Below are 20,727 nucleotides of genomic sequence, written 5' to 3' on the forward strand. Positions count from 1 at the left end.
GGTGCCCGTTTACCTCGACCATGCAGCCACCACGCCTCTTTCTCCCGAAGCACTGGCTGCGCTGACGCGTGAACTTGCCCGTACCGGAAACCCGTCCTCCCTCCATGGCTCCGGCCGCAGGGCCCGCCGCGCCGTGGAGGATGCGCGGGAAGCCCTCGCCGCAGCGGCAGGCGCCCATCCTTCCGAGGTGATTTTCACCTCGGGCGGCACCGAGGCGGACAATCTTGCAGTCAAGGGCCTGTACTGGTCCCGGGCGGGCGAGAACCCGGCGCGACGGCGCGTCCTGTGCTCCGCCGTCGAACACCACGCAGTGATGGACACCGTGGAGTGGCTGGAACGGCACGAAGGCGCGGAGGTCACCTGGCTTCCGGTGGACGCCGACGGGACGGTGGATCTGGCCTTCCTGGAAGCTGAGCTATCCCGCGACCCGGACACCATCGCCCTGGTGACCGTGATGTGGGCCAACAACGAGGTGGGTACCATCCAGCCCATCGCGCGCATAGTGGAACTGGCACACGCCGCCGGTGTTCCCGTCCACTCCGACGCGGTCCAGGCCTTCGGGTCGCTGCCCGTTGATTTTAAGGCGTCCGGCCTGGACGCCATGTCTGTCTCCGGGCACAAGATCGGGGGACCGGTAGGAGTCGGCGCGCTGCTGCTGGGACGGGCCGTGAAACTCACCCCGGTCCAGCACGGCGGCGGCCAGGAGCGCGACGTCCGCTCCGGCACGCTGGACACCGCCTCGATCGCCGCCTTCGCGGCGGCCGCCGAGACTGCAACTGCAAACCTCGGCCCGGAATCCGCACGCATTGCAGCCCTTCGTGACCGCCTCATCGACGGCGTCCGGGACCGGGTGCCGGAAGCGGTCCTGCGCGGCGCAGCCGGGGATCGGCGCCTCCCGGGCAATGCGCACTTCACCTTCCCCGGCTGCGAGGGGGACTCCCTGCTTTTCCTCCTGGACCTGGCAGGTGTGGAATCGTCCACCGGGTCAGCCTGCACCGCGGGTGTGCCGCGCCCCTCGCACGTGCTGCTCGCCATGGGACTGGATGAGGAAACGGCGCGCGGGGCCCAACGCTTCACCCTGGGGCACTCCTCCAAAGCCGAGGATGTCGATGCGCTGCTGGCCGCTCTTCCCGATGCCTACTCGCGGGCACGGCAGGCCGGAATGGCCGGCCACGAGTCCTCCATCCAGACCGCCGGTACCGTGGCCCGCCAGGGATTGGGTACCCGCTGACAGTGCCTCTGCCGCAGGCCGTAGAATAGATAGGCGAAGATCGTTTCCGGAAGCCTGCCTACCTCCTTTGCTGCAGTCAGAACCGGCCCGTAGCACCGGCCAGGCCGGAAACACCCCCAACAGAAAGCCAGTATGCGAGTTCTAGCAGCCATGAGCGGCGGAGTTGACTCCGCCGTCGCCGCCGCCCGCGCCGTCGAGGCGGGACACGACGTCGTCGGGGTCCACCTGGCGCTCTCCCGCATGCCCGGAACGCTGCGCACCGGAAGCCGGGGCTGCTGCACCATTGAGGACTCGCGGGACGCGTGGCGCGCCTGCGACGTCCTGGGCATTCCCTACTACGTGTGGGACTTCTCCGAACGCTTCAAAGAGGACGTCGTCCAGGACTTCATCGATGAATACGCTGCGGGCCGCACGCCCAACCCCTGCATGCGCTGCAACGAGCGGATCAAGTTCGCCGCGCTGCTGGAAAAGGCGATAGCCCTGGGCTTCGACGCCGTCTGCACCGGCCACTACGCGAAGGTGATCGAGGACGCCGACGGCAACCGCGAACTGCACCGCGCCGCGGACTGGGCCAAGGACCAGAGCTACGTCCTGGGTGTCCTGACCCACGAGCAGCTCAAGCACTCCATGTTTCCGCTGGCTGAAACTCCTTCCAAGGCTGAAGTGCGTGCAGAGGCCGAGCGCCGCGGCCTGTCGGTGGCCAATAAGCCCGACAGCCACGACATCTGCTTTATCCCCGACGGCGATACCGCCGGCTGGCTGGCTGAAAAGATCGACATGTCCACCGGCGACATCGTGGACGAAACAGGCGCCAAGGTAGGGGAGCACCCCGGTGCCAACGCCTTCACCGTGGGCCAGCGCCGCGGCCTCAAGCTGGGGACCCCCGCAGCCGACGGCAAGCCACGGTTCGTCCTTGAGATCCGGCCCAAGGAGAACAAGGTGGTGGTGGGTCCGGAAGCCCTGCTGGCCATCGACGAAATTCGGGGCATCAAGGTGTCCTGGGCGGGACTGCCCATCGCCGAGGTGGAGACGGGCACGGAGTTCGACTGCTACGCCCAGGTCCGCGCGCACGGGGACCCAGTCCCCGCGACAGCGCACATGGAACCCGCCGAAGAGGGCGCGGGCCCTGCCGCCGGTCAGTTGGTGGTCAGGCTGACCACACCCTTGCGTGGCGTTGCCCCAGGGCAGACCGTTGTCCTCTATCAAGGCAGCAGGGTACTCGGCCAGGCAACCATCGACGCCGCCCGCTCACTCCAGCGCGCCGAGCTCTAAACCCGAAAAACCCAACGCCGCTCCGGTTCCGCCGGGGCGGCGTTCTTCGTTGTGCGCCGGTAATGCGCCAGTAAATGAGAGCCCCGCATCATTCAGGTAAATTTTGTGTCTCAACTCACTGAATGGGCCCGTCCGTGGTTTGACTCTCTGATTGAATCTACGCATCAGCACAGCGCGCTCCCGCCTCAGCAGAGGCACCCTACAGGGGTCGGCGGGGCGCGTATTCATCGAACAGAAAGTTCACAGATGACGAAGAGCAACAAGGCACTGCACGGCGCTATCGCGCTGGCAGGTATTTCCGCACTGGCACTGACTGCCTGCACGGGCCCCTCAGGCGGCGGCGGAACCTCGACCGGCGAAGCCGGCGGCGGTGCCATCACCTACGGAACCACGGACAAAGTTGTCACGCTTGATCCCGCCGGCTCGTATGATGGCGGTTCGTTTATGGTGATGAACCAGATCTACCCCTTCCTGCTTAACTACAAGCCCGGTACCGCCGATGCCAGCCCCGATATCGCTGAGTCGGCCTCCTTCACCAGCCCCACCGAGTACACGGTGAAACTCAAGCCAAACCTGAAGTTCGCCAACGGCAACACCCTCGACTCCTCCGACGTCGTCTTCTCCTTCAAGCGCGTGAAGGCTATCGACGATCCCAACGGCCCCGCTTCGCTCCTCTCGAACATGGAGAAGATCGAGGCGACGGACGCCAACACCGTCGTGTTCACCCTCGCCGCCGGAAACGACCAGGTGTTCCCCGGCGTCCTCGCCTCCAACCCGGGCCCGATTGTGGACGAGGAGGTCTTCCCGGCGGACAAGATCATGGACGACGACGCCATCATCGCCGCAAAGCCGTTCGCAGGCCAGTACACGATTGAAAGCTACAAGAAGAACGAACTGGTCAGCTTTAAGCCCAACCCGGACTACCAGGGGCTCCTGGGCGCGGCAGCCAACGACGGCGCCACGCTCAAGCATTACGCGGACCCGAACAACCTGAAGCTTGATGTCCAGCAGGGCAACATCGACGTCGCCGGCCGCATCCTCACTGCCACGGACGTCTCGGACCTGGAGAAGGATTCCAAGGTCAAGGTCCACAAGGGTCCGGGCGGTGAGCTCCGCTACATCGTGTTCAACTTCGACACCATGCCCTTCGGCGCGAAGACACCCGAGGCTGATGCCGCCAAGTCCCTGGCCGTCCGGCAGGCCGTCGCCCACCTCGTAGACCGCGACGTCATCGCTTCCCAGGTCTTCAAGAACACCTACACTCCCGTCTACTCCTACGTCCCCAAGGAATTCGAAGGAGCCACGGAGCCGCTGAAGAGCCTTTACGGGGACGGCAGCGGCAAGCCCAGCCTGGACAAGGCCAAGAAGGTCCTCGCGGACGCCGGCATCACCTCGGTGGTCGACCTCAAGCTGCAGTACACGGACCGGTACGGTACCTCCGCCGCAGACGAGTATGCCCTCGTGAAGGAACAGCTTGAGAAGTCAGGTCTCTTCACCGTGGACCTCAAGTCAACGGAGTGGACCACCTACACCAAGGAGCGTCGGGCGGACGCCTACCCGGCCTACCAGCTTGGCTGGTTCCCTGACTACTCGGACGCGGACAACTACCTGACCCCGTTCTTCATTCCCGGCAACTTCCTCGGCAACCACTACGAGAACACGGCCGTGACGGACATCGTCAAGAAGCAGCTGGTGACCACGGACAAGGCGGAGCGGAGCGATCTGCTGGGCCAGGCCCAGGAAGCGATCGCCAAGGACCTCTCCACGCTGCCGCTGCTGCAGGGTGCCCAGGTGATGGTGGCGGGAACGGATGTCCAGGGAGTCGAAAAGACCCTGGACGCGTCGTTCAAGACCCGTCTTGGCGTGATGTCCAAGTAGGTCCAAGCGCCACCCGGTTATGACCGCACACTGGGGCGGGACGCCTGTTGGGCGTCCCGCCCCGGTGTGCTGGTCACGGCGCCGCCCTCCTGCTGGGCCGCAGCGCCGGAAACGACAACCTTAGGTAGACATGACAACACTCATAGACGCGCCGCCAAGCGACGCGGACGGCCTTCTGCCGGCCACAAAGAAATCCTCCGGCGGGGGGCTGGGACAGTACATCCTGATCCGTTTCCTGCTGATCTTCCCCACGATCTTCATCCTCGTGACCATGGTCTTCTTCCTGATGAGGATCACCGGTGACCCCATCACTGCAGCCATGGGCGGACGGCTCCCCGCGGACCAGCTTCAGGAGCGGATTCAGGCCGCAGGCTACGACCGGCCCCTCCTGGTCCAGTACTTCGAATACCTCGGCCAACTGGCCACGGGCAACTTCGGCCGCACGCTCACGGACAACCGGGCCGTCGTCGAAATGCTCACCACCTATGGGTCAGCGACACTCGAGCTGACCATCAACGCACTGCTCGTCGCCCTCCTGGTAGGCATCCCCCTGGGCATGGTCGCGGCGCACCGCCGGGACAAGGCGCCCGACGCCGTCCTGCGGGTCTTCGCCATTCTTTGCTATGCCACCCCCGTGTTTTTTGCGGGCATGCTGCTCAAGCTCACCTTCGCTGTCTGGTTGGGCTGGCTCCCGGTGGCGGGCAGGGCCAAAACATCCAGCGAACTTGCCCTGACATCCCTCGAGGCCCCTACCGGGATCTACTGGCTGGACGCGCTTCGAAGCGGAAACATGGCCGCGCTCAGCGACGTCCTTGCCCACGCCGTGCTTCCCGCGGTGGCGCTTGGGCTCCTGACAGCAGGAATCTTCCTGCGCCTTGTCCGGACCAACGTGATTGGAACCCTGGGCAGGGATTACGTGGAGGCCGGCCGGTCCAGGGGAGTCAGCGAATACCGCCTGGTCACCAAGCACGCCTACAAGCCGGCCCTGATTCCCATCATCACCGTGATGGGGCTGCAGATCGCCGTGATGCTCGGCGGCGCGGTGCTCACGGGAGAAGACCTTCGAGTGGAAGGGCCTGGGATTCCAGCTGGCCAACTACCTCACGGCACGTGACTTCGTCGCCGTCCAGGGCATCGTGGTGCTGCTCGCCATCATCGTGGCCATGACCAACTTCATCGTGGACATCATCGCCGCGCTGATCGATCCCCGCGTGAGGTACTGACCATGAGCATCCCAGCAGTTCCCGTCCCGATGGAAAGTCCCCGGGCCCCCTGGTACCGGCGCCTTCCCGTCATCTCGCATTACAACAAGAGTGTCGGGCTCCAGCGCGGCATGCTGGTGGCGGGCCTGATCCTCACCGGCGCTTTTGTGTTGACGGCGATCTTTGCCCCGCTGCTCGCGCCCTACGGCTTCTCCCAGCTTTCCGACGCCGACGGCAACTTCCCGACGCAACAGGCCCCGGGCGGCAAGCACCTCCTCGGAACGACGGTAGGCGGCTACGACGTCCTTTCGCGGGTGATCTGGGGAGCGCAGACCGCAATCCTGGTGATCGTGGTCGCCGTGGCCATGTCCATCGTCGTGGGCGTCATCCTTGGATTGGTCAGCGGCTACCTGGGCGGGTGGCTGGACCGGATCCTGGTGGTGATCGCCGACGCCGTGTACGCCTTTCCGTCGCTGCTGGTGGCCATCGTGATGGCCATCGTCATCAGCGGCGGCCAGTCCAGCCTCATCGGCGGCATTTTCGCCGCCGGCACAGCCATCACGCTGGTCTTCATTCCGCAGTATTTCCGGGTCATCAGGGCCGAGACCGTCAGGTTGAAGGCTGAGCCGTTCGTAGAGTCCGCCAAAGTGGTGGGTGCCTCCAACGTCCGCATCATGAGCCGCCACATCTACCGCAACGCCACCCGCACCCTGCCGCTGATCTTCACGCTCAACGCCTCCGAGGCCATCCTGACCCTTGCCGGACTGGGATTCCTGGGTTTTGGCATCGAACCCAGCTCGGCCGCCGAATGGGGCTTCGACCTCAACAAGGCGCTCGCCGACACGACCTCCGGGATCTGGTGGACCGGCATGTTCCCGGGCCTCGCCATCGTCCTGACCGTGGTGGGCCTGACCCTGGTGGGCGAGAGCATCAACGACCTCAACGATCCGCGCCTGCGCGGGCGCAAGAGCACAAGCGGCAACTCCCCGGCGCCGGTGGACACATCCGCCATCGAGACAGCAGTGAGGGCATCATGACCGTCAACATTAATCCCTTGTCCGGACGGCATTCCGGCGAAGGCCAGTCCGACGGCGGCCGCCCAGTCCTTGACATCGATCACCTCCAGGTCACTTTCGCCACCGACGGCGGTCCTGTCCATGCAGTCAAGGACGTCAGCCTGGAGGTCAGGAAGGGGGAAGTGCTCGCGATCGTCGGGGAGTCCGGCTCCGGAAAAACGGTCACCGCCAAGACAATCCTCGGCCTGCTGCCCGAAACGGCCAGCAGCTTGGGGGCAGTGGTGATCAACGGGGCTGATGTCATCAGCGTCAGTGCCGCCCGCCTCCGCCAAATCCGTGGCCGGGACGTGGCCATGGTTTTCCAGGAACCGTCCACGGCGCTCAACCCGGTCTTCACCGTGGGCTGGCAGATTGCCGAAGGCATCCGCGCTCACCCGGGCGCCGGAGGAAAACGGGTTTCAGCGAAGGAAGCCAAGGCCCGGGCCATCGAGGCCCTCCGCAAGGTCGGCATCCCCGATCCGGAAAACCGCGTCAACTACTACCCGCACCAGTTCTCGGGCGGGCAAAAGCAGCGGGTGGTCATCGCCGCGGCGCTTGCACTGAATCCCGGCCTGATCGTCGCCGACGAACCCACCACCGCGCTGGACGTCACAGTCCAGGCCGAAATCCTGGACCTGCTCCGGGACCTGCGGGACAAGTACGGGACCTCCATCGTGCTCATCACGCACAATATGGGGGTGGTGGCAGACCTCGCAGACCGCGTGGTGGTGATGTATCAGGGAGACGTCGTCGAGGAAGCGCCTGCCCGCACCCTGTTTGCAGAACCGCGGCAGGACTACACCCGAAAGCTGCTGGCTGCGGTGCCCCACCTTGGACACAACTCCGCCTCGAAAGGGCTGACCAGCCGGGCGCACCAGGATGAGGAAGTCCTGGTGGAAGCCAGCAACCTGACCATCCAGTACCCCGGGAGGCTGGGAACGCCTGCGTTCAAGGCCGTGGACGGGGTCAGCTTCACCCTGTCCAGGGGAGAAGTGTTCGGACTGGTGGGGGAGTCCGGCTCCGGAAAGACCACCATCGGGCGCGCCATCGCCGGCCTCAACAGGACCACCGGCGGCAGCCTCCGCGTGCTGGGCTACGAGATGCTGAACCTCCGGGAACGCACCTTCAAGCCGCTCCGGAAGGACATTGGCTTCGTGTTCCAGGACCCGGCCGCCTCCTTCAACCCGCAACTGACCATCGGGGACTGCATCGCCGAACCCATGGTTATCCACACCAAGCCAAGCCCGGCGCAGGCGCGGAAACGCGTAGGCGAGCTGCTCGAATCAGTCCAGCTGCCGGCGTCGTACGCCGGACGGTACCCGCACGAGCTGTCCGGCGGCCAGCGCCAGCGCGCGTCCCTGGCGCGGGCCCTCAGCCTGAATCCGCGGCTGCTGATAGCTGACGAGCCGACGTCGGCCCTGGACGTTTCGGTACAGGCGAAAGTCCTGGAGCTGTTCAAGGACATCCAGCAGGAGTTCGGCTTTGCCTGCCTCTTCATCAGCCATGACCTCGCCGTGGTGGACACCCTGTCCTCCTGGGTGGGCGTGCTGTACAAGGGCAGGCTGGTGGAGCAGGGGATCGGCAGCCAGGTGATGGGCAACCCCCAGTATGACTACACGCGGCGGCTCATCGCGTCCCTGCCCGTACCGGATCCGCAGGAACAGGCCAGGCGGCGTGAAGAACACAGGGCACTGCTCGGCATCTGACCGGTAGAGGTCCAAACCCCTGTTGAGCGCCGGTGAGCAATGCCGGCACCGGCGCTTAACACCCGGTCGATTCAGTTGCCCTCCCATAGACTTGAACCATGACGCAGCACAACCTTCACACTCCTGACTCCGATGACTTCGACCCCTCCGCCAGTTCGTTGGCCGGCCAGGTGGATAACTCGGTGATGGCTGAACTGCTGTCCATCCGCTCCAGCATCGACAACATCGATGCCACCTTGGTCTATCTCCTGGCCGAGCGCTTCAAGGCCACCCAGAAAGTGGGGTTCCTCAAGGCAGCCCACCGGCTGCCGGCCGGTGACCCGGGGCGTGAGGCGGCCCAGATCGCCCGGCTCCGCAGGCTGGCCGAAGACGCCCACCTGGATCCGGCGTTCGCGGAGAAGTTCCTCAATTTCATCATCGGCGAGGTCATCCGGCATCACGAGGCGATCGCCCAGGACCACGAGGCCGCCTCGGGACAGCACCCGCAGGCATCAGCACTCGCGTGAGGACTGGAGAACGGCATGAAGCCGGTTCCGAAGCCACGAGCGGGAAGGAAGCGCTTCCGCGGGAGGTAACGGCCACCGGGCTTGGGCCCTGGCCGGGCGAGGATCCGGTGGAGGCGGCCAAGATCATCCGGGGCGAGCTGGGCAGCCCCCACCTGCCATTCCTCGCCGAGCTGCCGGACCGGGGCGTCGGTTCAGATGCCGTGGGGCGTACCGCTTGCCTGCTCGAAGAGTTGGCTGTGGACGTCCAGCCCTACGGTTGGCGGCTCGTGGACCGTCCCGGCAAGGACTTCCGCCGCGCTGCCTCGGCCCTTGCCACTGACATCAACATCCTCGCCGACGTAGCCGGTGCGGAGGAGAAGCCGGCTGCCGAGGTGAAGGTCCAGCTGGTGGGGCCGCTGACCCTTGCGGCCGGCCTCCACCTGCACAACGGCGAGCGCGCCCTGCTTGACTACGGCGCGCGGCGGGATCTGGCTGCCTCACTTGCTGCCGGCGTCGGGCCTTATCTTTCGCGGGTGTCCGCAGCTGTTCCCGGCGTCCGGCTGGTGGTACAGGTGGACGAGCCTGATATCGCGGCTGTCCTGGCCGGCACCATTCCCACCTCCAGCGGCTACCGCACCCTGCGTTCCGTGGCGGCCTCCGAAGCGCGGGAGTCCTGGCGGGTGGTACTGGACGCTTTGCGGGCCGCGGGCGCCGCTGAAATCGTTATAGCTGTTCCTGAAATTGAGGCGCCCTTCGAGCAGATCCTCGCGGCCGGAGCCGATGGCATTGCCGTTCCGCTGAAGGCACTGACCGCCCGGCAATGGGAGCAGTTGGCAGGAGCCGTGGAATCGGAAAAGCGTCTGTGGCTTGGCGCACTGGACGTGGCAGGAAACTCCCTGCCCAGAGTGGCTGACTGCGTTGAGGCGCTGTGGCGCCCCTGGCGGCAGCTGGGCCTGCCGGCAACGGCCCTCAGCACCCTGCGCGTCACACCCTCTGCCGGGCTCGCCGGCAGTAGTCCGGCCCAGGCTACGGCCGTCCTTGGACGCATTACCCAGCTCGCCGATGGGCTGAACCAGCTCGCGCAGGGCTAGCGCCGAGCACGAACCGCCACCGCAGGCAGCGGCTCAGACCCGGTTTTCCCAGCGGTCCGGCTGCGCGTACCGCGGCAGGAAGCTCTGTGCGGCGCTTCCGCCCGTGTAGGGGCGCAGCCTGTAGTCGAAGCTGCCGGCGTAGACCAGCACGAGGCCGATCTGGGGCTGGATCACCTTGACCTGGATGTGGTGCCGGCCGTTGCTGCCGTCGGCCGGGTCCCACCACTGTTCCGCGTAGGCTTTGGCATCCAGGGCGGCGGGAAGCGGAATGCGGAGGGGGCCAAGGAAAAGCCGGGAAGCTTCTGAAACGCCGCGGAGCCGTCCCTCCGGTGTCACTGTCAGGTTCAGATCTGTCACGAGCCGCCGGTACCGGCCTACGTAGTCCACCAGCTGGGGTGCCCCGTTCCCGCGGGTCACGCTGGTGGTGTCCTGAAAGATCCGGGTCCGCTCCGGGAAGCGGATTTCACGCCGGGCCGTCAAGCTGGAGCGGCCGAAGGGATCCTGGTGGGCATGGTTTTCGATACGGAACGGAATGTTCTCGCCGTACTCGGGAAAGAACGCTTCCTCCCCTCCGGTCAGCCGCAACAGGGGACGCAGCCAGTCCTGCCGGCAACCCACGACGTCGAACGTTCCCTCGCCCACGCCATACTTTCCGCTGCCCGGCGCCAAGGCAAAGTACTCCTGCAGTTCGGGCTGCAGCCGGTGGAAGTCCGATCCCAGGGCCTGCTGATAGATCGGTACATTCATGGAGACCTCCTGGGGGCACCTGCAGGTAGATTGTGACTTCACAATCTACCTGCAGCCTTGAGCCTGATGTACATGTCAGCCAGTTGGGGCGGCAGTTCCTGCGGCTCGGCGTCTACCACTTCCACGCCGTGGTGCCGGAGCTCGGCAGTCACCGCCGCGCGCTGCAGAAGGGCGCGTTCGGCGGCGGCGGCGCGGAACACACCCGCAGCGCTGTCGCGCTCCCGCAGTATCAGCCCGAGCTGGGGGTCACGGACTGCTGCGACCACCACGACGTGCTGACGGGCCAGCTGCACCGCGGTGGGGATAAGGCCTTCCTCCGGCGCACCGCCCTCCAAAGAGGTCAACAGCACCACCAGCGACCGGTGCACGGATACGGCGCGGACCTGCCCCGGGATCGCTGACCAGTCCAGTTCGATGAGTTCCGCCTCCAGCGGGGCCATCGCCTGGACCAGCCGGCCGAGGAGGTTACCCTGGCCGGCAGATCCGGCCCTGGCCCGGGTCCGGCGGTCAAAGGCCAGAAAGTCCACACGGTCGCCGCCCCTTTCCGCGAGGACTCCCAGCAGGAGGGCTGCTTCCATGCCGGTGTCCAGGCGGGGCTCGTCGTCGATCCTTGCGGCCGACGTCCTGGATGTATCCAGAACCATTACGACCCGCCGGTCGCGTTCCGGCCGCCAGGTACGCACCACTACCGCGGACCGGCGTGCCGTTGCCCGCCAGTCGATGGACCGGACGTCGTCACCCCGGACGTAATCCCGCAGGGAATCGAATTCAGTGCCGGCGCCCCTGATCTGGACGGCGGCCTTGCCGTCGAGTTCGCGCAGCTTGCGCAGTTTTGACGGCAGGTGCCGCCGGGAATGAAAAGGGGGCAGGACCCGCAGTAACCCGGGGCAGTCGATAGTCCGCTGGCGGGCGGCCAGCAGCATCGGGCCGAAGGAACGGACGGTGACGTGCGGGGCCTTGAGGTCGCCGCGGCGGACGGGCTTCAGCCGCACGGTGGTCCGCCGGCCTTCGCCGGTCGGCACGTTGATGTCCTGAAGGGCTTTTTGTGCCCCGGCGGAAGGCTGCCAGGCGTCCCTCAACGTCCCGCGCAACCGGCGCCGTCCGCCATTGCGGACAGCAAGCACGGACTCGGCCGTCCCATGAAGCGTCACGTTCCCGGGTTCCCGGCGCACAACCTGGACCTGGCGGAGCGAGCCGGCCAGGACCAGGTCCACGGCTGCCAGGGCCAACAGACAGCCGGCCACCACAAGGACGGTTCCCCACCCGGGCAGCAGCAGGACCGGGAAGAGGCCCAGTAGCACCAAAAGCACAAACCGCCCGGAAATGGCCATCAGCGCGGTACGGGTACGGACGCGAGGATGCTGGCCAGAACGTCGTCCACGCGGACCCCGTCCATCTGGGCTTCAGGCTGCAGTGCCACCCGGTGCCGAAGGCAGGGCAAGGCCAGCGCCTTGACGTCGTCCGGGGTGACGAAACCCCGTCCCGACAACCATGCCCAGGACCGGGACGTGTTCAGCAGCGCCGTCGCACCGCGGGGTGAGACGCCTAACTGGAACGACGGCGCCGAGCGGGTGGCCCGCACCAGGTCCACTATGTAGCCAATGATCTCGGACTCCACAGCAACGGTCGCCACCGCCTGCCGTGCCCGCTCCAGGTCGGCGGCACCTGCCACTGCCCGGACGCCGGCGGCTGCAAGGTCACGGGGATCGAAGCCGGCGGCGTGCCGCCTGATGACCTCGATCTCATCGCGGCGCTCCGGCAGCGGCATGGTGAGCTTGAGCAGGAACCGGTCCAACTGGGCTTCGGGGAGGGGATAGGTGCCTTCGTACTCCACCGGGTTCTGGGTGGCGGCAACGAGGAATGGTGAGGGCAGCGGGCGGGAAACCCCGTCCACGGAGACCTGCCGCTCCTCCATTGCTTCGAGCAGCGACGCCTGGGTCTTGGGCGGGGTCCGGTTGATTTCGTCTGCCAGCATCAGGTTGGTGAAGACCGGCCCTTCCCGGAACGAGAATTCGGAACTGTGTGAGTCATACACGAGGGACCCGGTGACGTCACCCGGCATCAGGTCCGGGGTGAACTGCACGCGTTTGGTGTCAAGGCTCAGGGCTGCGGACAACGCCCGCACCAACAGGGTCTTGGCCACACCCGGTACGCCTTCCAGCAGCACATGCCCTTGGGAGAGCAGGGCAATCAGCAAGCCGGTGACGGTGGCATCCTGCCCCACCACAGCCTTTGCCACCTCATGGCGCACGTCCAGCAGCGCCTGCCGGGCCGAATCATGGGTGTTGTCAAGGACCCGGGGGCCGCTGCCTTGTTCGCTCATCGGCTGTTGACCTCTTTCTCTAGGGTGTCCAGTTCCTGCGACCAGGCCACAAGCCGTGCCTCATTGCGTGGACGTTCGTTGAGGAGTTGTTTGATGTCGTGGGGCGGCCGGTCCAGGAATCGGGCCGCAGCTTCGGCCGTGCCGTCCGCGGTGGCCGCCGGCCCCAGCCGCAGCTTCCTTGCAAGCCTCACCAGTGTTCCGGCCCGTAAGTTGTCCCGTGCCTGGTCGATGGCGTGCGAGTCGTGGTAAAGCCGTGCCCTTCCCTCGGCCGTCTCCACGGCCTTCACCACCACGGGCAGTGGTTCGAAAACCAGCGGCCCGTGGCGCCGGCCCCGCCACAGGATCGCGGCCAGGGCCACCAGAGCGAGCCACAGGCCAAGGAAACGAGCCCAGTCCGGTGCAAGTTCATCGAGCGTTTGCGAGGAGCCGGAAGTATCCAGGTCTGCCACGGACGGCAGGTACCAGACCAGGTCCGGCGAGTTGCCCAGCATCCTGATCGCGAGGGCGGCGTTGCCCAGTTCGTCGAGCCGTGCGTTGCTGAGGATGGCGGTGCTGCCCAGGACCGAAACGTGCCCGTCCCCGCCGACGGCAAGCAGCCCGGCGGTGGACGCCGTCGGCCGGTAGCAGGACGTCCCGCCGTCGTACACGAAGCCTGACTCGCCGGAGACGGCGCCGGCTGCTTGCGCATCCGGAAGCGAACAGCCGGGCTCCAGCACCGGCGATGCCTCTGGCACTACACCTGCCTGGCTGATCCCGCTGTCCAGTGCGGCAAGGGTCTGCAGCCGGGGCGATACAACCACCACCCGGCCCGCCGCACTGGACAACTCCCTCAGCCGGGAGTCGTCCAGGAACCCGTTCGGGTCGTGCAGCAGAAGGGTGGGGGAGTCACTGTTTGCCAAGGCCGTCGTGGCGTCTTTGTACGTGTTGGAGTCGCGGACGCTCACCCCGTGACGGCCCAGAATTTGGCTGACTGCCTGTGCCCCGTTGGGTCCGGGATTGTGGACGGACAGGGAAACACCGTCTCCCTTGGGAGCCAGCTGTCCCCAGACAACCAGTCCCAGCGCCGCGGCCACCACAACGGCCATGGCCGCGAGCGCCCGGTGCCGGTGGAGCCACCGGAGCGGATTCCTGCCGGGAACCTTGGTTTCCGGGCTGTGGCTTTCCTTGTCGGTGATTTCGGAAGCCGTTCCGGTCATGGCAGCACCACCGGATCCTGCCCGAGGGAGTCATCCTGTGGCCCGGAGCTTTTGGCAGGCCTGCTTGCCTCCAGGTCCTGGTCGAGGGCCGCTATGGCCTGGTAGTCAAAGCTCCCTGCCATCCAGTTTCCGTAGCGGACGGCGTCGAAGGTCCTGGCGGCCTGGTCGAGGCGCGCCGCCTCGGCCGGGAACGGGATGGACAGGGCGAGGACCACTTCGTCCGCGGTCCTGCCCGGCTGTGGATCCAGGACGGTACGGTCTTCCGCAGACCGGACCAGCGCGCGGAAACGGTTGACGACGGCGTCCGCCCACTTGCCTGCCGCAGCCGAAGCTTCCGCGCGCTGCCGGTAGTCAGAAGCTGTCAGTTCAGTGTCCGGTTCGAAGACTTCCTTGTTCTGCCGGGCCTTCGGGTTCAGGCGGGGCCGGGCCAGGATCACGGCGATGGCGATGACCACGGCGATGACGATGCCGATGACAGGGCTCGGTACCGGGCCCGCTTCGCCGGATGGCCCGTCCAGGGACAGCAGCCAGTCCAGGAAACTACGCCACAGCGATTCAAGCCAGCCTGGCTCGGCATCCCGGTATTCGGATTTAGCCAGTTCCTCGGCTGCCCAGCGCCGGGCTTCCCCGGCCCCCGGGAGCACCGGAGGTTCAGCGGCCATTCGGCCATGCTCCGCCGGGGCCGTTCCCGGAATATGGACCAGGCCCGGCGGCAGTCATCCCACGTCCCGGAATGCCTTCAGGGTCTGCGCCCGTTTCCAGCAGCCGGAGCAGGGCGATGTCCAGTCCGTCCTTCCGCATCCGAAGATCCATGTAGATCAACGCCATCACAGAGGTTTGGAAGGCGTAGCCTACGGCGCCGACCAGGGCGCCCAGGACGGCAGTGGCAACCCCTACCGCAACCGCAAGGCCGATCTCCTGTTCGGTGCCGCCGTGCGGGGAGATGGTTCCGCCAAGGAAGGTGGGCAGCAGGCTCACCGGGATCATGACCACCTGCCCGATGACGCCCACCATGATGCTCACTACCAGGGTGATCCCGAAAATCCGCCACCAGTTGGCCCGGGTTAGTGACCAGGAACGGCGCAGGCCGTCAAGTGCGCCCAGTTCCTCGATGACGACGGCGGCAGGGGCCACGATCAGCTTGGTATAGATCCACACGAACAGGGCGATAAAAGCCGGCACCAGGGGAATGAGCAGGAGGGCTCCGCTGCCCTCCATGCCGGCGATCAGCGCCACGGCGATCCCGGCCAGCACCAGGAACGCGAGTAAGCCCGCCGCCATTATCAGCGCTGCGAGGCGGGCCAGCGCCCAGGCACGCGAACGGGCCAGGCGCCACATCTGCCTGAACCCTGTGGGGCGATTAAGGATGGACCGTGCCACCGGCACCACCATCGCGCCCTGGAGCACGGCCGAGATAAAGAGCGCCAGGACAACCACCACCAGGATGGCAGCCAGGAACCCCATGCCGAGCGAGGCAAGGTCGGCTGGACTGGCGGTTTCCACCCATGCTTCAAAGGAGCCCACCGAAGTGGCGGTCACGGCAGTGATGACTGCTGCGAGGATTGCTGCAAGCGATTGGGCGAGGACGGCGGCACCCAGCATGGCTCTTGCGTTCCGCCGGATTGTCTGGAAGGAACCGTCCAGGATCTCACCGAACGTCAGGGGGCGCAGCGGAACGATCCCCGGTTTGGGCGGGGCCACGTAGCGGGGCTGGTTGTAAGGCGGCTGGCCGTATGAGGGCTGGCCGTAGGGTGAGCCCTGGTAAGGGGGCTGAGGTCCGCCCCACTGCTGCGGCCCTGGCTGGGATGCCGGCGGCACGCCCCACCCTGGCTGGTTGCCCGCTCCAGGCCCCACGCCCCATGCGGGCGGCGCACCCCACCCGGGCTGGCCGTTGGGGGGCGCGGGCTGAAAGTCCGGGCCAAAGCCCGGCCCGCCGTCGTCGTGCGCACGGCCTTGGGCGTCCGGGCCGCCGCCGATGCCCGGGTTCTTGCTGCGGTCGCCGCCGTCCTCTGCCGGCCGGTCCCCGCCCTCAGGCTGTTGCGCGCCAGGATCCTGTTGTGACACCCGTGTTCCTTCCCCCTGTCCAGTGCCTCGGCTGCCGGCGCCCGGGCCGCAGCGCACGGTGGGCACCGGGGGATGCCCGGCATGGTCCCAGCCTATAGTTCGGCAAGCAGGCCACCTAGCGTTACGCCATGCCGCAACGCCCTGAACAGGACAAAGCCTGCCTGATAAGGGAATATATAACTATGAAGGCACGCATTCTGGTGGTAGACGATGACGAAGCGCTGGCCGAAATGATCGGGATTGTTCTTCGCAATGACGGCTTCGAGCCGGTCTTCTGCGCCGACGGCGCCAAGGCGCTTGACGTTTTCCGCTCATCCCGGCCGGACCTTGTGCTGTTGGACCTTATGCTTCCCGGCGTGGACGGCATCGAGGTCTGCCGGCAGATCCGCGGGGAGTCGGACGTGCCCATCGTGATGCTCACTGCCAAGGCGGACACGTCCGACGTCGTCCGCGGCCTGGAATCCGGTGCCGACGACTACGTGCCCAAGCCGTTCAAACCGGCCGAACTCGTGGCCCGCGTCCGCGCGCGGCTTCGGCCCGGCGATCAGAAAGCACCGGAAACCCTGCGCATCGCCGACATCACCATCGACGTCGCCGGGCACACCGTGAGCCGGGGCAGCGAGCGGATCTCCCTCACGCCCCTGGAGTTCGACCTCCTGGTGGCCCTTGCCCGCAAACCATGGCAGGTATTCACCCGTGAACTGCTGCTCGAGCAGGTCTGGGGTTACCGGCACGCCGCCGACACTCGGCTGGTCAATGTCCATGTCCAGCGCCTCCGGTCCAAAATCGAGCAGGATCCGGAAGCGCCGGAAGTTGTATTAACGGTGCGTGGTGTCGGCTACAAAGCAGGGGCCTGACCCCGCGGTTCCTCAGAGGGGAACTGCCAACGCGCCCGCTGCGGGAAGTTCTCCGGAACCCCACGGCGGGCCTGACCGGCCTGAGCCCGGCAAGTCCCCGGAGCACACCGACGCCGTAACAGCCCGCCTCCAGAGGCTGTCCTTCCGCGCCCGGATCTGGCAACGCCGCGCCCTGATAGTCACCCTCCGCGTGGCCCGCCTGGTCCGAACAGGGTTCCGGCGGTTCCTTCCGGCGCTGCGCTACATAGGGCAGGCCTTGCACCAGCGGTGGCGCCGCTCGCTGCAGTTCCGCACCGTTCTCACCACGCTGCTCCTGGCCGTCACTTCGTTTGCAGTAGTGGGCGCGTACCTGTCCAACCAGATCGCCAACAACCTCTTCCAGGAGCGGCTGACCCAGGCCGAGTCGGAGACCCGGTACAACGTCAAGCAGGTCCAGGACACGTTCGACGGCGCCCAGGTCACCGATCAGTCCAGCGTCATCACCTTGGTGTACGACACGCTCAACGCCGTCGAGGGCCGCGGTTCGGTGATCCAGCGGAGGTATGTCTTCGAAGCCATGCCCGAACAGACCAAGCCGCGCAACCGGTGGGTGGAGTCGCGGGCTTCGGACCAGCTGACGGTCAGCGTCATCCCGCCGGAACTGCGCAAATCCGTGCAGGAGTCCGGGAAGGACCAATACTGGGCATCCACCGTTATCCCGGTTGGAACTGAGGACCGTCCGGGCATTGCGGTGGGCAACAAGGTGACCTTCAACGGCACCGTGTATGAGCTGTACCTGATTTACGATCTCAACACCGCGCAGCAAACCCTCGACGAGATCCAGAGGGTGCTGTGGGCCGGCGGCGCCGTGCTGGTCCTGATGATCGGTGCCATCGCCTGGTACGTCACCCGCAACGTCGTCAGTCCCGTCAGCCACGCCGCGATGGTGTCGGAAAAGCTGGCGGCCGGACAGTTGCAGGAGCGGATGGTGGTCCGCGGTGAAGACGAGGTGGCCCGCCTGGGCGCATCCTTCAACCACATGGCTGCCAGCCTCCAGGAGCAGATCACGCAGCTGGCCACGCTGTCCCAGATGCAGCAGCGCTTTGTGTCCGATGTGTCCCATGAACTGCGGACCCCTCTGACCACCGTCCGGATGGCCGCGGAAGTGCTCTACGACGCCCGGGAAGATTTCGATCCCATCAACAAACGCTCCGCGGAACTCCTGTACAACCAAGTGGAGCGGTTCCAGTCCCTGCTCTCGGACCTGCTGGAGATTTCCCGCTTCGACGCCGGCGTGGCCATGCTTGACGCCGAGCCCGAGGACATCCTGCAGGTGGTGGCCCACGTCATTGAAGGCGCTGCGCCTGTCGCAGCTGAATACGGTTCCGAAATCATTCTCAGTGCCCCCGCCGGCGCAGTCATCGCGGAAATGGATGCCCGCAGGATCGACCGGATCCTGCGGAACCTCATCCTCAATGCTGTCGAACACGGCGAAGGGAAACCGGTGAGGGTTACCGTGGCAGCGAGCCAGACCGCCGTCGGGATAGCCGTCCGGGACTATGGCATCGGCATGGCACCGGCGGAAGCCGCCCGCGTCTTTGACAGGTTCTGGCGCGCAGACCCTGCCCGCGCCCGCACCACCGGAGGCAGCGGCCTTGGCTTGTCCATCGCGATGGAGGACACCAAGCTCCACAACGGCTGGCTGCAGGCGTGGGGGAAGAAGGGCAGCGGCGCGAACTTCCGGCTGACCCTGCCCCTCCGCCAGGGCGAGGAGATCGATAAGTCGCCGGTCCAGCTCGAACCGGGGGACATCACCATCCCCGGCGAAATGGACAACCGGAACATGCTGGTGCTGGAAGCCGGCGGAGCGCCGCTGGCTCCGGCGTCGACGTCGAAGGAGACTACATGACGGGCCATGCCCCGCGTAGGGCAAGACCCCTGACTTTACTGCTGGTCCTGCTGATGGTCCTGCTGGCAGGTTGTGCCCGCATACCCACGTCCGGGCCGGTGGGCAAAAGCAGCGAGGGAAGCGCAGGCAACCTGAGCGCACCCGTGTTCCTGCCGGCGGCACCGCAGGCCGGCGCTTCGCCGGAAACCATCATCGACTACTTCTACAGGGCCGGCAGCGGTTATGAGGACGACTACGCTGTCGCCCGCCAGTACCTGACCCAGGCGTCGTCCGTATCCTGGAAGCCAGACCAGCGCGCCCTTGTTTACCGCGAAGCGCGCGTGGTGGCGGCAGAGGTCGAGAATGTCTATAACTACGAGCTCGACGTCGCCTATACGGTTGATGCCGACGGCATCGCCACCCAGTCACCCGAAGGGACCGTCGAGAAGATCTCGGTGACGGTCACGCAGGTGGACGGGGAATGGCGCATCTCCGCCCTTCCGGACGGCACAGCCATTGCCGAAGAGACGTTTAAGGTGATTTACGGCGCTTACCCCATCTACTTCTACGATCCGAGCTTCACGTACGCGGTACCGGATGTCCGCTGGTTCATCAAGAACAAGACCGTCAAGGCGATGACCAGTGCGCTGCTGGCCGGGCCTGCCCCGTACCTGCGTGGTGCTGTGGTGAGTGCCTTTCCTTCGGGGATAAAGCTGGCCCGTGAGTCGGTGCCGGTCGTCTCGGGGGCGGCACAGGTGGACCTGACGGCCAAGGAACTTACCGAAACCTCTCCCGAAGACCGCCTGCGGATGCAGATGCAGCTGACGCTGACTTTCCGCAGCCAGCCGGACGTGGTCAACGTTGAGCTGCGCGCCAACCAGGACCTGGTCCGGGTGGAGGACAATGGTTCGGTCCTGCCGCCGGTGCTGGACAAGAGCGTGCCCCCGCGCCAGATTGCGGTCAGTGGCAACGAGCTGGTGCGCTACGAGAACAACAGGGTGTCACCGCTGCCGGATATGCAGCCGGTGTCGTCGCTTAAACCGCGGTTCCCCGCAGAATCCCAGGTATCGCAGACCGCGGCCTTCCTTAACAACAGCCGCACCACCCTTTACAGCATCAATCCAGGCCAGCCGGCACGGGCACTCACCACACGGAGTACCCTGACCCGGCCCTCCTTCAGCCTGGATGACTGGGTGTGGTCGGCGGGCCCGGGAGCTCAGGGGCGAACTGAGGTGGTTGCCTTCCGGCCCACCGACGTGCCCGAGGGAGCCAACATACCGTCAGTAACCCTTGCGCCTGCCTGGCTGGCGGGGAAAACAGTCAAGGAATTCCGGATTTCACGCGAAGGAGTGCGTGCGCTGGTGATCTCTGAACAAAACGGGAAGACCCGCGTGCAGGTCACCGGCATTATCAGGGCCGGGGACGGAACACCCCGGGAGCTAACTCCGCCCGTCACCCTGGTCACCGACAGCGAACCCGACCAGGGCGTGTGGGTCAGCGACACGACCGTTGCCGTGATGAAGGGGGCCGCGGCGTCAAATGTTACGCCTGAGCTGCTCTCCCTCACTTCAGGCCAGCCCCAACAGCTGGCGCCGTGGCCCGGCCTGGCGTCACTCAGCGCCGGCAACGGCGCCGAGGAAATCTACGCGCAGTCTGCGGAGGGCGTCTTCCAACGGCTTGGCAACGGCTGGTCCCCGCAGATCAAGGGTCCCATCGACCTATCGTTCCCCGGCTGACGCCGTAAACCGGTGCG

At 66.2% G+C, this 20,727-nt stretch carries 16 protein-coding genes and 1 pseudogene; 11 read left to right on the forward strand and 6 right to left on the reverse strand.

The window, feature by feature from the left end:
* Nucleotide 1 precedes the first annotated feature (1 nt).
* The 8 genes and pseudogenes from QFZ70_RS05900 to QFZ70_RS05935 all read left to right on the forward strand — a co-directional run bounded on the left by QFZ70_RS05900 (nt 2) and on the right by QFZ70_RS05935 (nt 9,920).
* Nucleotides 2-1,231 carry a cysteine desulfurase family protein gene (locus QFZ70_RS05900; protein ID WP_307094504.1) on the forward strand — a complete coding sequence of 410 codons (1,230 nt, stop codon included), beginning with the start codon at nt 2-4 and terminating at the stop codon, nt 1,229-1,231.
* Nucleotides 1,232-1,363: 132 nt separating this feature from the next.
* Nucleotides 1,364-2,503: a tRNA 2-thiouridine(34) synthase MnmA gene (mnmA, locus tag QFZ70_RS05905; RefSeq protein ID WP_307094505.1), complete on the forward strand. Its 1,140-nt coding sequence runs from the start codon at nt 1,364-1,366 to the stop codon at nt 2,501-2,503.
* Nucleotides 2,504-2,749: 246 nt separating this feature from the next.
* Entirely contained in the window at nt 2,750-4,381 is a 1,632-nt protein-coding gene (locus QFZ70_RS05910) for an ABC transporter substrate-binding protein (RefSeq protein ID WP_307094506.1), read from the forward strand.
* Nucleotides 4,382-4,511: 130 nt separating this feature from the next.
* Nucleotides 4,512-5,604: pseudogene (locus QFZ70_RS05915) on the forward strand (ABC transporter permease).
* Between the two features lie 2 nt (nt 5,605-5,606).
* Nucleotides 5,607-6,620 carry an ABC transporter permease gene (locus QFZ70_RS05920; RefSeq protein WP_307094507.1) on the forward strand — a complete coding sequence of 338 codons (1,014 nt, stop codon included), beginning with the start codon at nt 5,607-5,609 and terminating at the stop codon, nt 6,618-6,620.
* Nucleotides 6,617-8,344: an ABC transporter ATP-binding protein gene (locus QFZ70_RS05925; protein ID WP_307094508.1), complete on the forward strand. Its 1,728-nt coding sequence runs from the start codon at nt 6,617-6,619 to the stop codon at nt 8,342-8,344. Before QFZ70_RS05920 ends, QFZ70_RS05925 begins: the two co-directional genes overlap by 4 nt.
* Before the next feature lie 98 nt (nt 8,345-8,442).
* Nucleotides 8,443-8,850, forward strand: coding sequence for a chorismate mutase (locus QFZ70_RS05930; RefSeq protein ID WP_307094509.1), 408 nt, complete (start codon nt 8,443-8,445; stop codon nt 8,848-8,850).
* Nucleotides 8,847-9,920 carry a hypothetical protein gene (locus QFZ70_RS05935; RefSeq protein WP_307094510.1) on the forward strand — a complete coding sequence of 358 codons (1,074 nt, stop codon included), beginning with the start codon at nt 8,847-8,849 and terminating at the stop codon, nt 9,918-9,920. The genes QFZ70_RS05930 and QFZ70_RS05935 overlap by 4 nt, the downstream gene beginning before the upstream one ends.
* Before the next feature lie 33 nt (nt 9,921-9,953).
* Here QFZ70_RS05935 and QFZ70_RS05940 read toward each other — a convergent pair whose 3' ends face one another.
* The 6 genes from QFZ70_RS05940 to QFZ70_RS05965 are packed head-to-tail and all read right to left on the reverse strand — an operon-like array spanning nt 9,954 to nt 16,250.
* On the reverse strand, nt 9,954-10,667 hold the full coding sequence (locus QFZ70_RS05940) for a DUF4166 domain-containing protein (RefSeq protein WP_307094511.1): 714 nt from the start codon (nt 10,665-10,667) through the stop codon (nt 9,954-9,956).
* Nucleotides 10,668-10,705: 38 nt separating this feature from the next.
* Nucleotides 10,706-11,998, reverse strand: a complete 1,293-nt coding sequence (locus tag QFZ70_RS05945; RefSeq protein WP_307094512.1) for a DUF58 domain-containing protein — start codon at nt 11,996-11,998, stop codon at nt 10,706-10,708.
* Nucleotides 11,998-12,990 carry a MoxR family ATPase gene (locus QFZ70_RS05950; protein ID WP_307094513.1) on the reverse strand — a complete coding sequence of 331 codons (993 nt, stop codon included), beginning with the start codon at nt 12,988-12,990 and terminating at the stop codon, nt 11,998-12,000. Before QFZ70_RS05950 ends, QFZ70_RS05945 begins: the two co-directional genes overlap by 1 nt.
* A complete protein-coding gene (locus QFZ70_RS05955) occupies nt 12,987-14,186 on the reverse strand; it encodes a DUF4350 domain-containing protein (RefSeq protein WP_307094514.1) in 1,200 nt (399 codons plus the stop codon). Before QFZ70_RS05955 ends, QFZ70_RS05950 begins: the two co-directional genes overlap by 4 nt.
* Nucleotides 14,183-14,848 carry a DUF4129 domain-containing protein gene (locus tag QFZ70_RS05960; RefSeq protein ID WP_307094515.1) on the reverse strand — a complete coding sequence of 222 codons (666 nt, stop codon included), beginning with the start codon at nt 14,846-14,848 and terminating at the stop codon, nt 14,183-14,185. The genes QFZ70_RS05955 and QFZ70_RS05960 overlap by 4 nt, the downstream gene beginning before the upstream one ends.
* Entirely contained in the window at nt 14,838-16,250 is a 1,413-nt protein-coding gene (locus tag QFZ70_RS05965) for a hypothetical protein (protein WP_307094516.1), read from the reverse strand. Before QFZ70_RS05965 ends, QFZ70_RS05960 begins: the two co-directional genes overlap by 11 nt.
* Before the next feature lie 182 nt (nt 16,251-16,432).
* Between QFZ70_RS05965 and mtrA the strand changes: the two genes are divergently transcribed.
* From mtrA to QFZ70_RS05980, 3 genes are all read left to right on the forward strand, one after another.
* Nucleotides 16,433-17,107 (forward strand): MtrAB system response regulator MtrA, encoded by a 675-nt coding sequence (gene mtrA, locus QFZ70_RS05970; protein WP_307094517.1) that lies wholly within the window; start codon nt 16,433-16,435, stop codon nt 17,105-17,107.
* A gap of 136 nt (nt 17,108-17,243) precedes the next feature.
* The gene (mtrB, locus tag QFZ70_RS05975) at nt 17,244-18,995 is read left to right on the forward strand and encodes an MtrAB system histidine kinase MtrB (protein WP_307097810.1); all 1,752 of its coding nucleotides are present in this window, start codon (nt 17,244-17,246) and stop codon (nt 18,993-18,995) included.
* Entirely contained in the window at nt 18,992-20,710 is a 1,719-nt protein-coding gene (locus QFZ70_RS05980) for an LpqB family beta-propeller domain-containing protein (RefSeq protein WP_307094518.1), read from the forward strand. Before mtrB ends, QFZ70_RS05980 begins: the two co-directional genes overlap by 4 nt.
* Nucleotides 20,711-20,727: the final 17 nt, after the last annotated feature.

The organism is Arthrobacter sp. V1I9 (assembly GCF_030817075.1).
In the GTDB taxonomy this organism is placed as follows: Bacteria; Actinomycetota; Actinomycetes; order Actinomycetales; family Micrococcaceae; genus Arthrobacter.

Excerpts from the sequence above, each read along its gene's own strand:
- mnmA (WP_307094505.1), top strand. The coding sequence starts at position 1,364 with ATGCGAGTTCTAGCAGCCATGAGCGGCGGAGTTGACTCCGCCGTCGCC.
- QFZ70_RS05910 (WP_307094506.1), top strand. The coding sequence starts at position 2,750 with ATGACGAAGAGCAACAAGGCACTGCACGGCGCTATCGCGCTGGCAGGT.
- QFZ70_RS05920 (WP_307094507.1), top strand. The coding sequence starts at position 5,607 with ATGAGCATCCCAGCAGTTCCCGTCCCGATGGAAAGTCCCCGGGCCCCC.
- QFZ70_RS05925 (WP_307094508.1), top strand. The coding sequence starts at position 6,617 with ATGACCGTCAACATTAATCCCTTGTCCGGACGGCATTCCGGCGAAGGC.
- QFZ70_RS05930 (WP_307094509.1), top strand. The coding sequence starts at position 8,443 with ATGACGCAGCACAACCTTCACACTCCTGACTCCGATGACTTCGACCCC.
- QFZ70_RS05940 (WP_307094511.1), bottom strand. The coding sequence starts at position 10,667 with ATGAATGTACCGATCTATCAGCAGGCCCTGGGATCGGACTTCCACCGG.
- QFZ70_RS05945 (WP_307094512.1), bottom strand. The coding sequence starts at position 11,998 with ATGGCCATTTCCGGGCGGTTTGTGCTTTTGGTGCTACTGGGCCTCTTC.
- QFZ70_RS05950 (WP_307094513.1), bottom strand. The coding sequence starts at position 12,990 with ATGAGCGAACAAGGCAGCGGCCCCCGGGTCCTTGACAACACCCATGAT.
- QFZ70_RS05955 (WP_307094514.1), bottom strand. The coding sequence starts at position 14,186 with ATGACCGGAACGGCTTCCGAAATCACCGACAAGGAAAGCCACAGCCCG.
- QFZ70_RS05960 (WP_307094515.1), bottom strand. The coding sequence starts at position 14,848 with ATGGCCGCTGAACCTCCGGTGCTCCCGGGGGCCGGGGAAGCCCGGCGC.
- mtrA (WP_307094517.1), top strand. The coding sequence starts at position 16,433 with ATGAAGGCACGCATTCTGGTGGTAGACGATGACGAAGCGCTGGCCGAA.
- QFZ70_RS05980 (WP_307094518.1), top strand. The coding sequence starts at position 18,992 with ATGACGGGCCATGCCCCGCGTAGGGCAAGACCCCTGACTTTACTGCTG.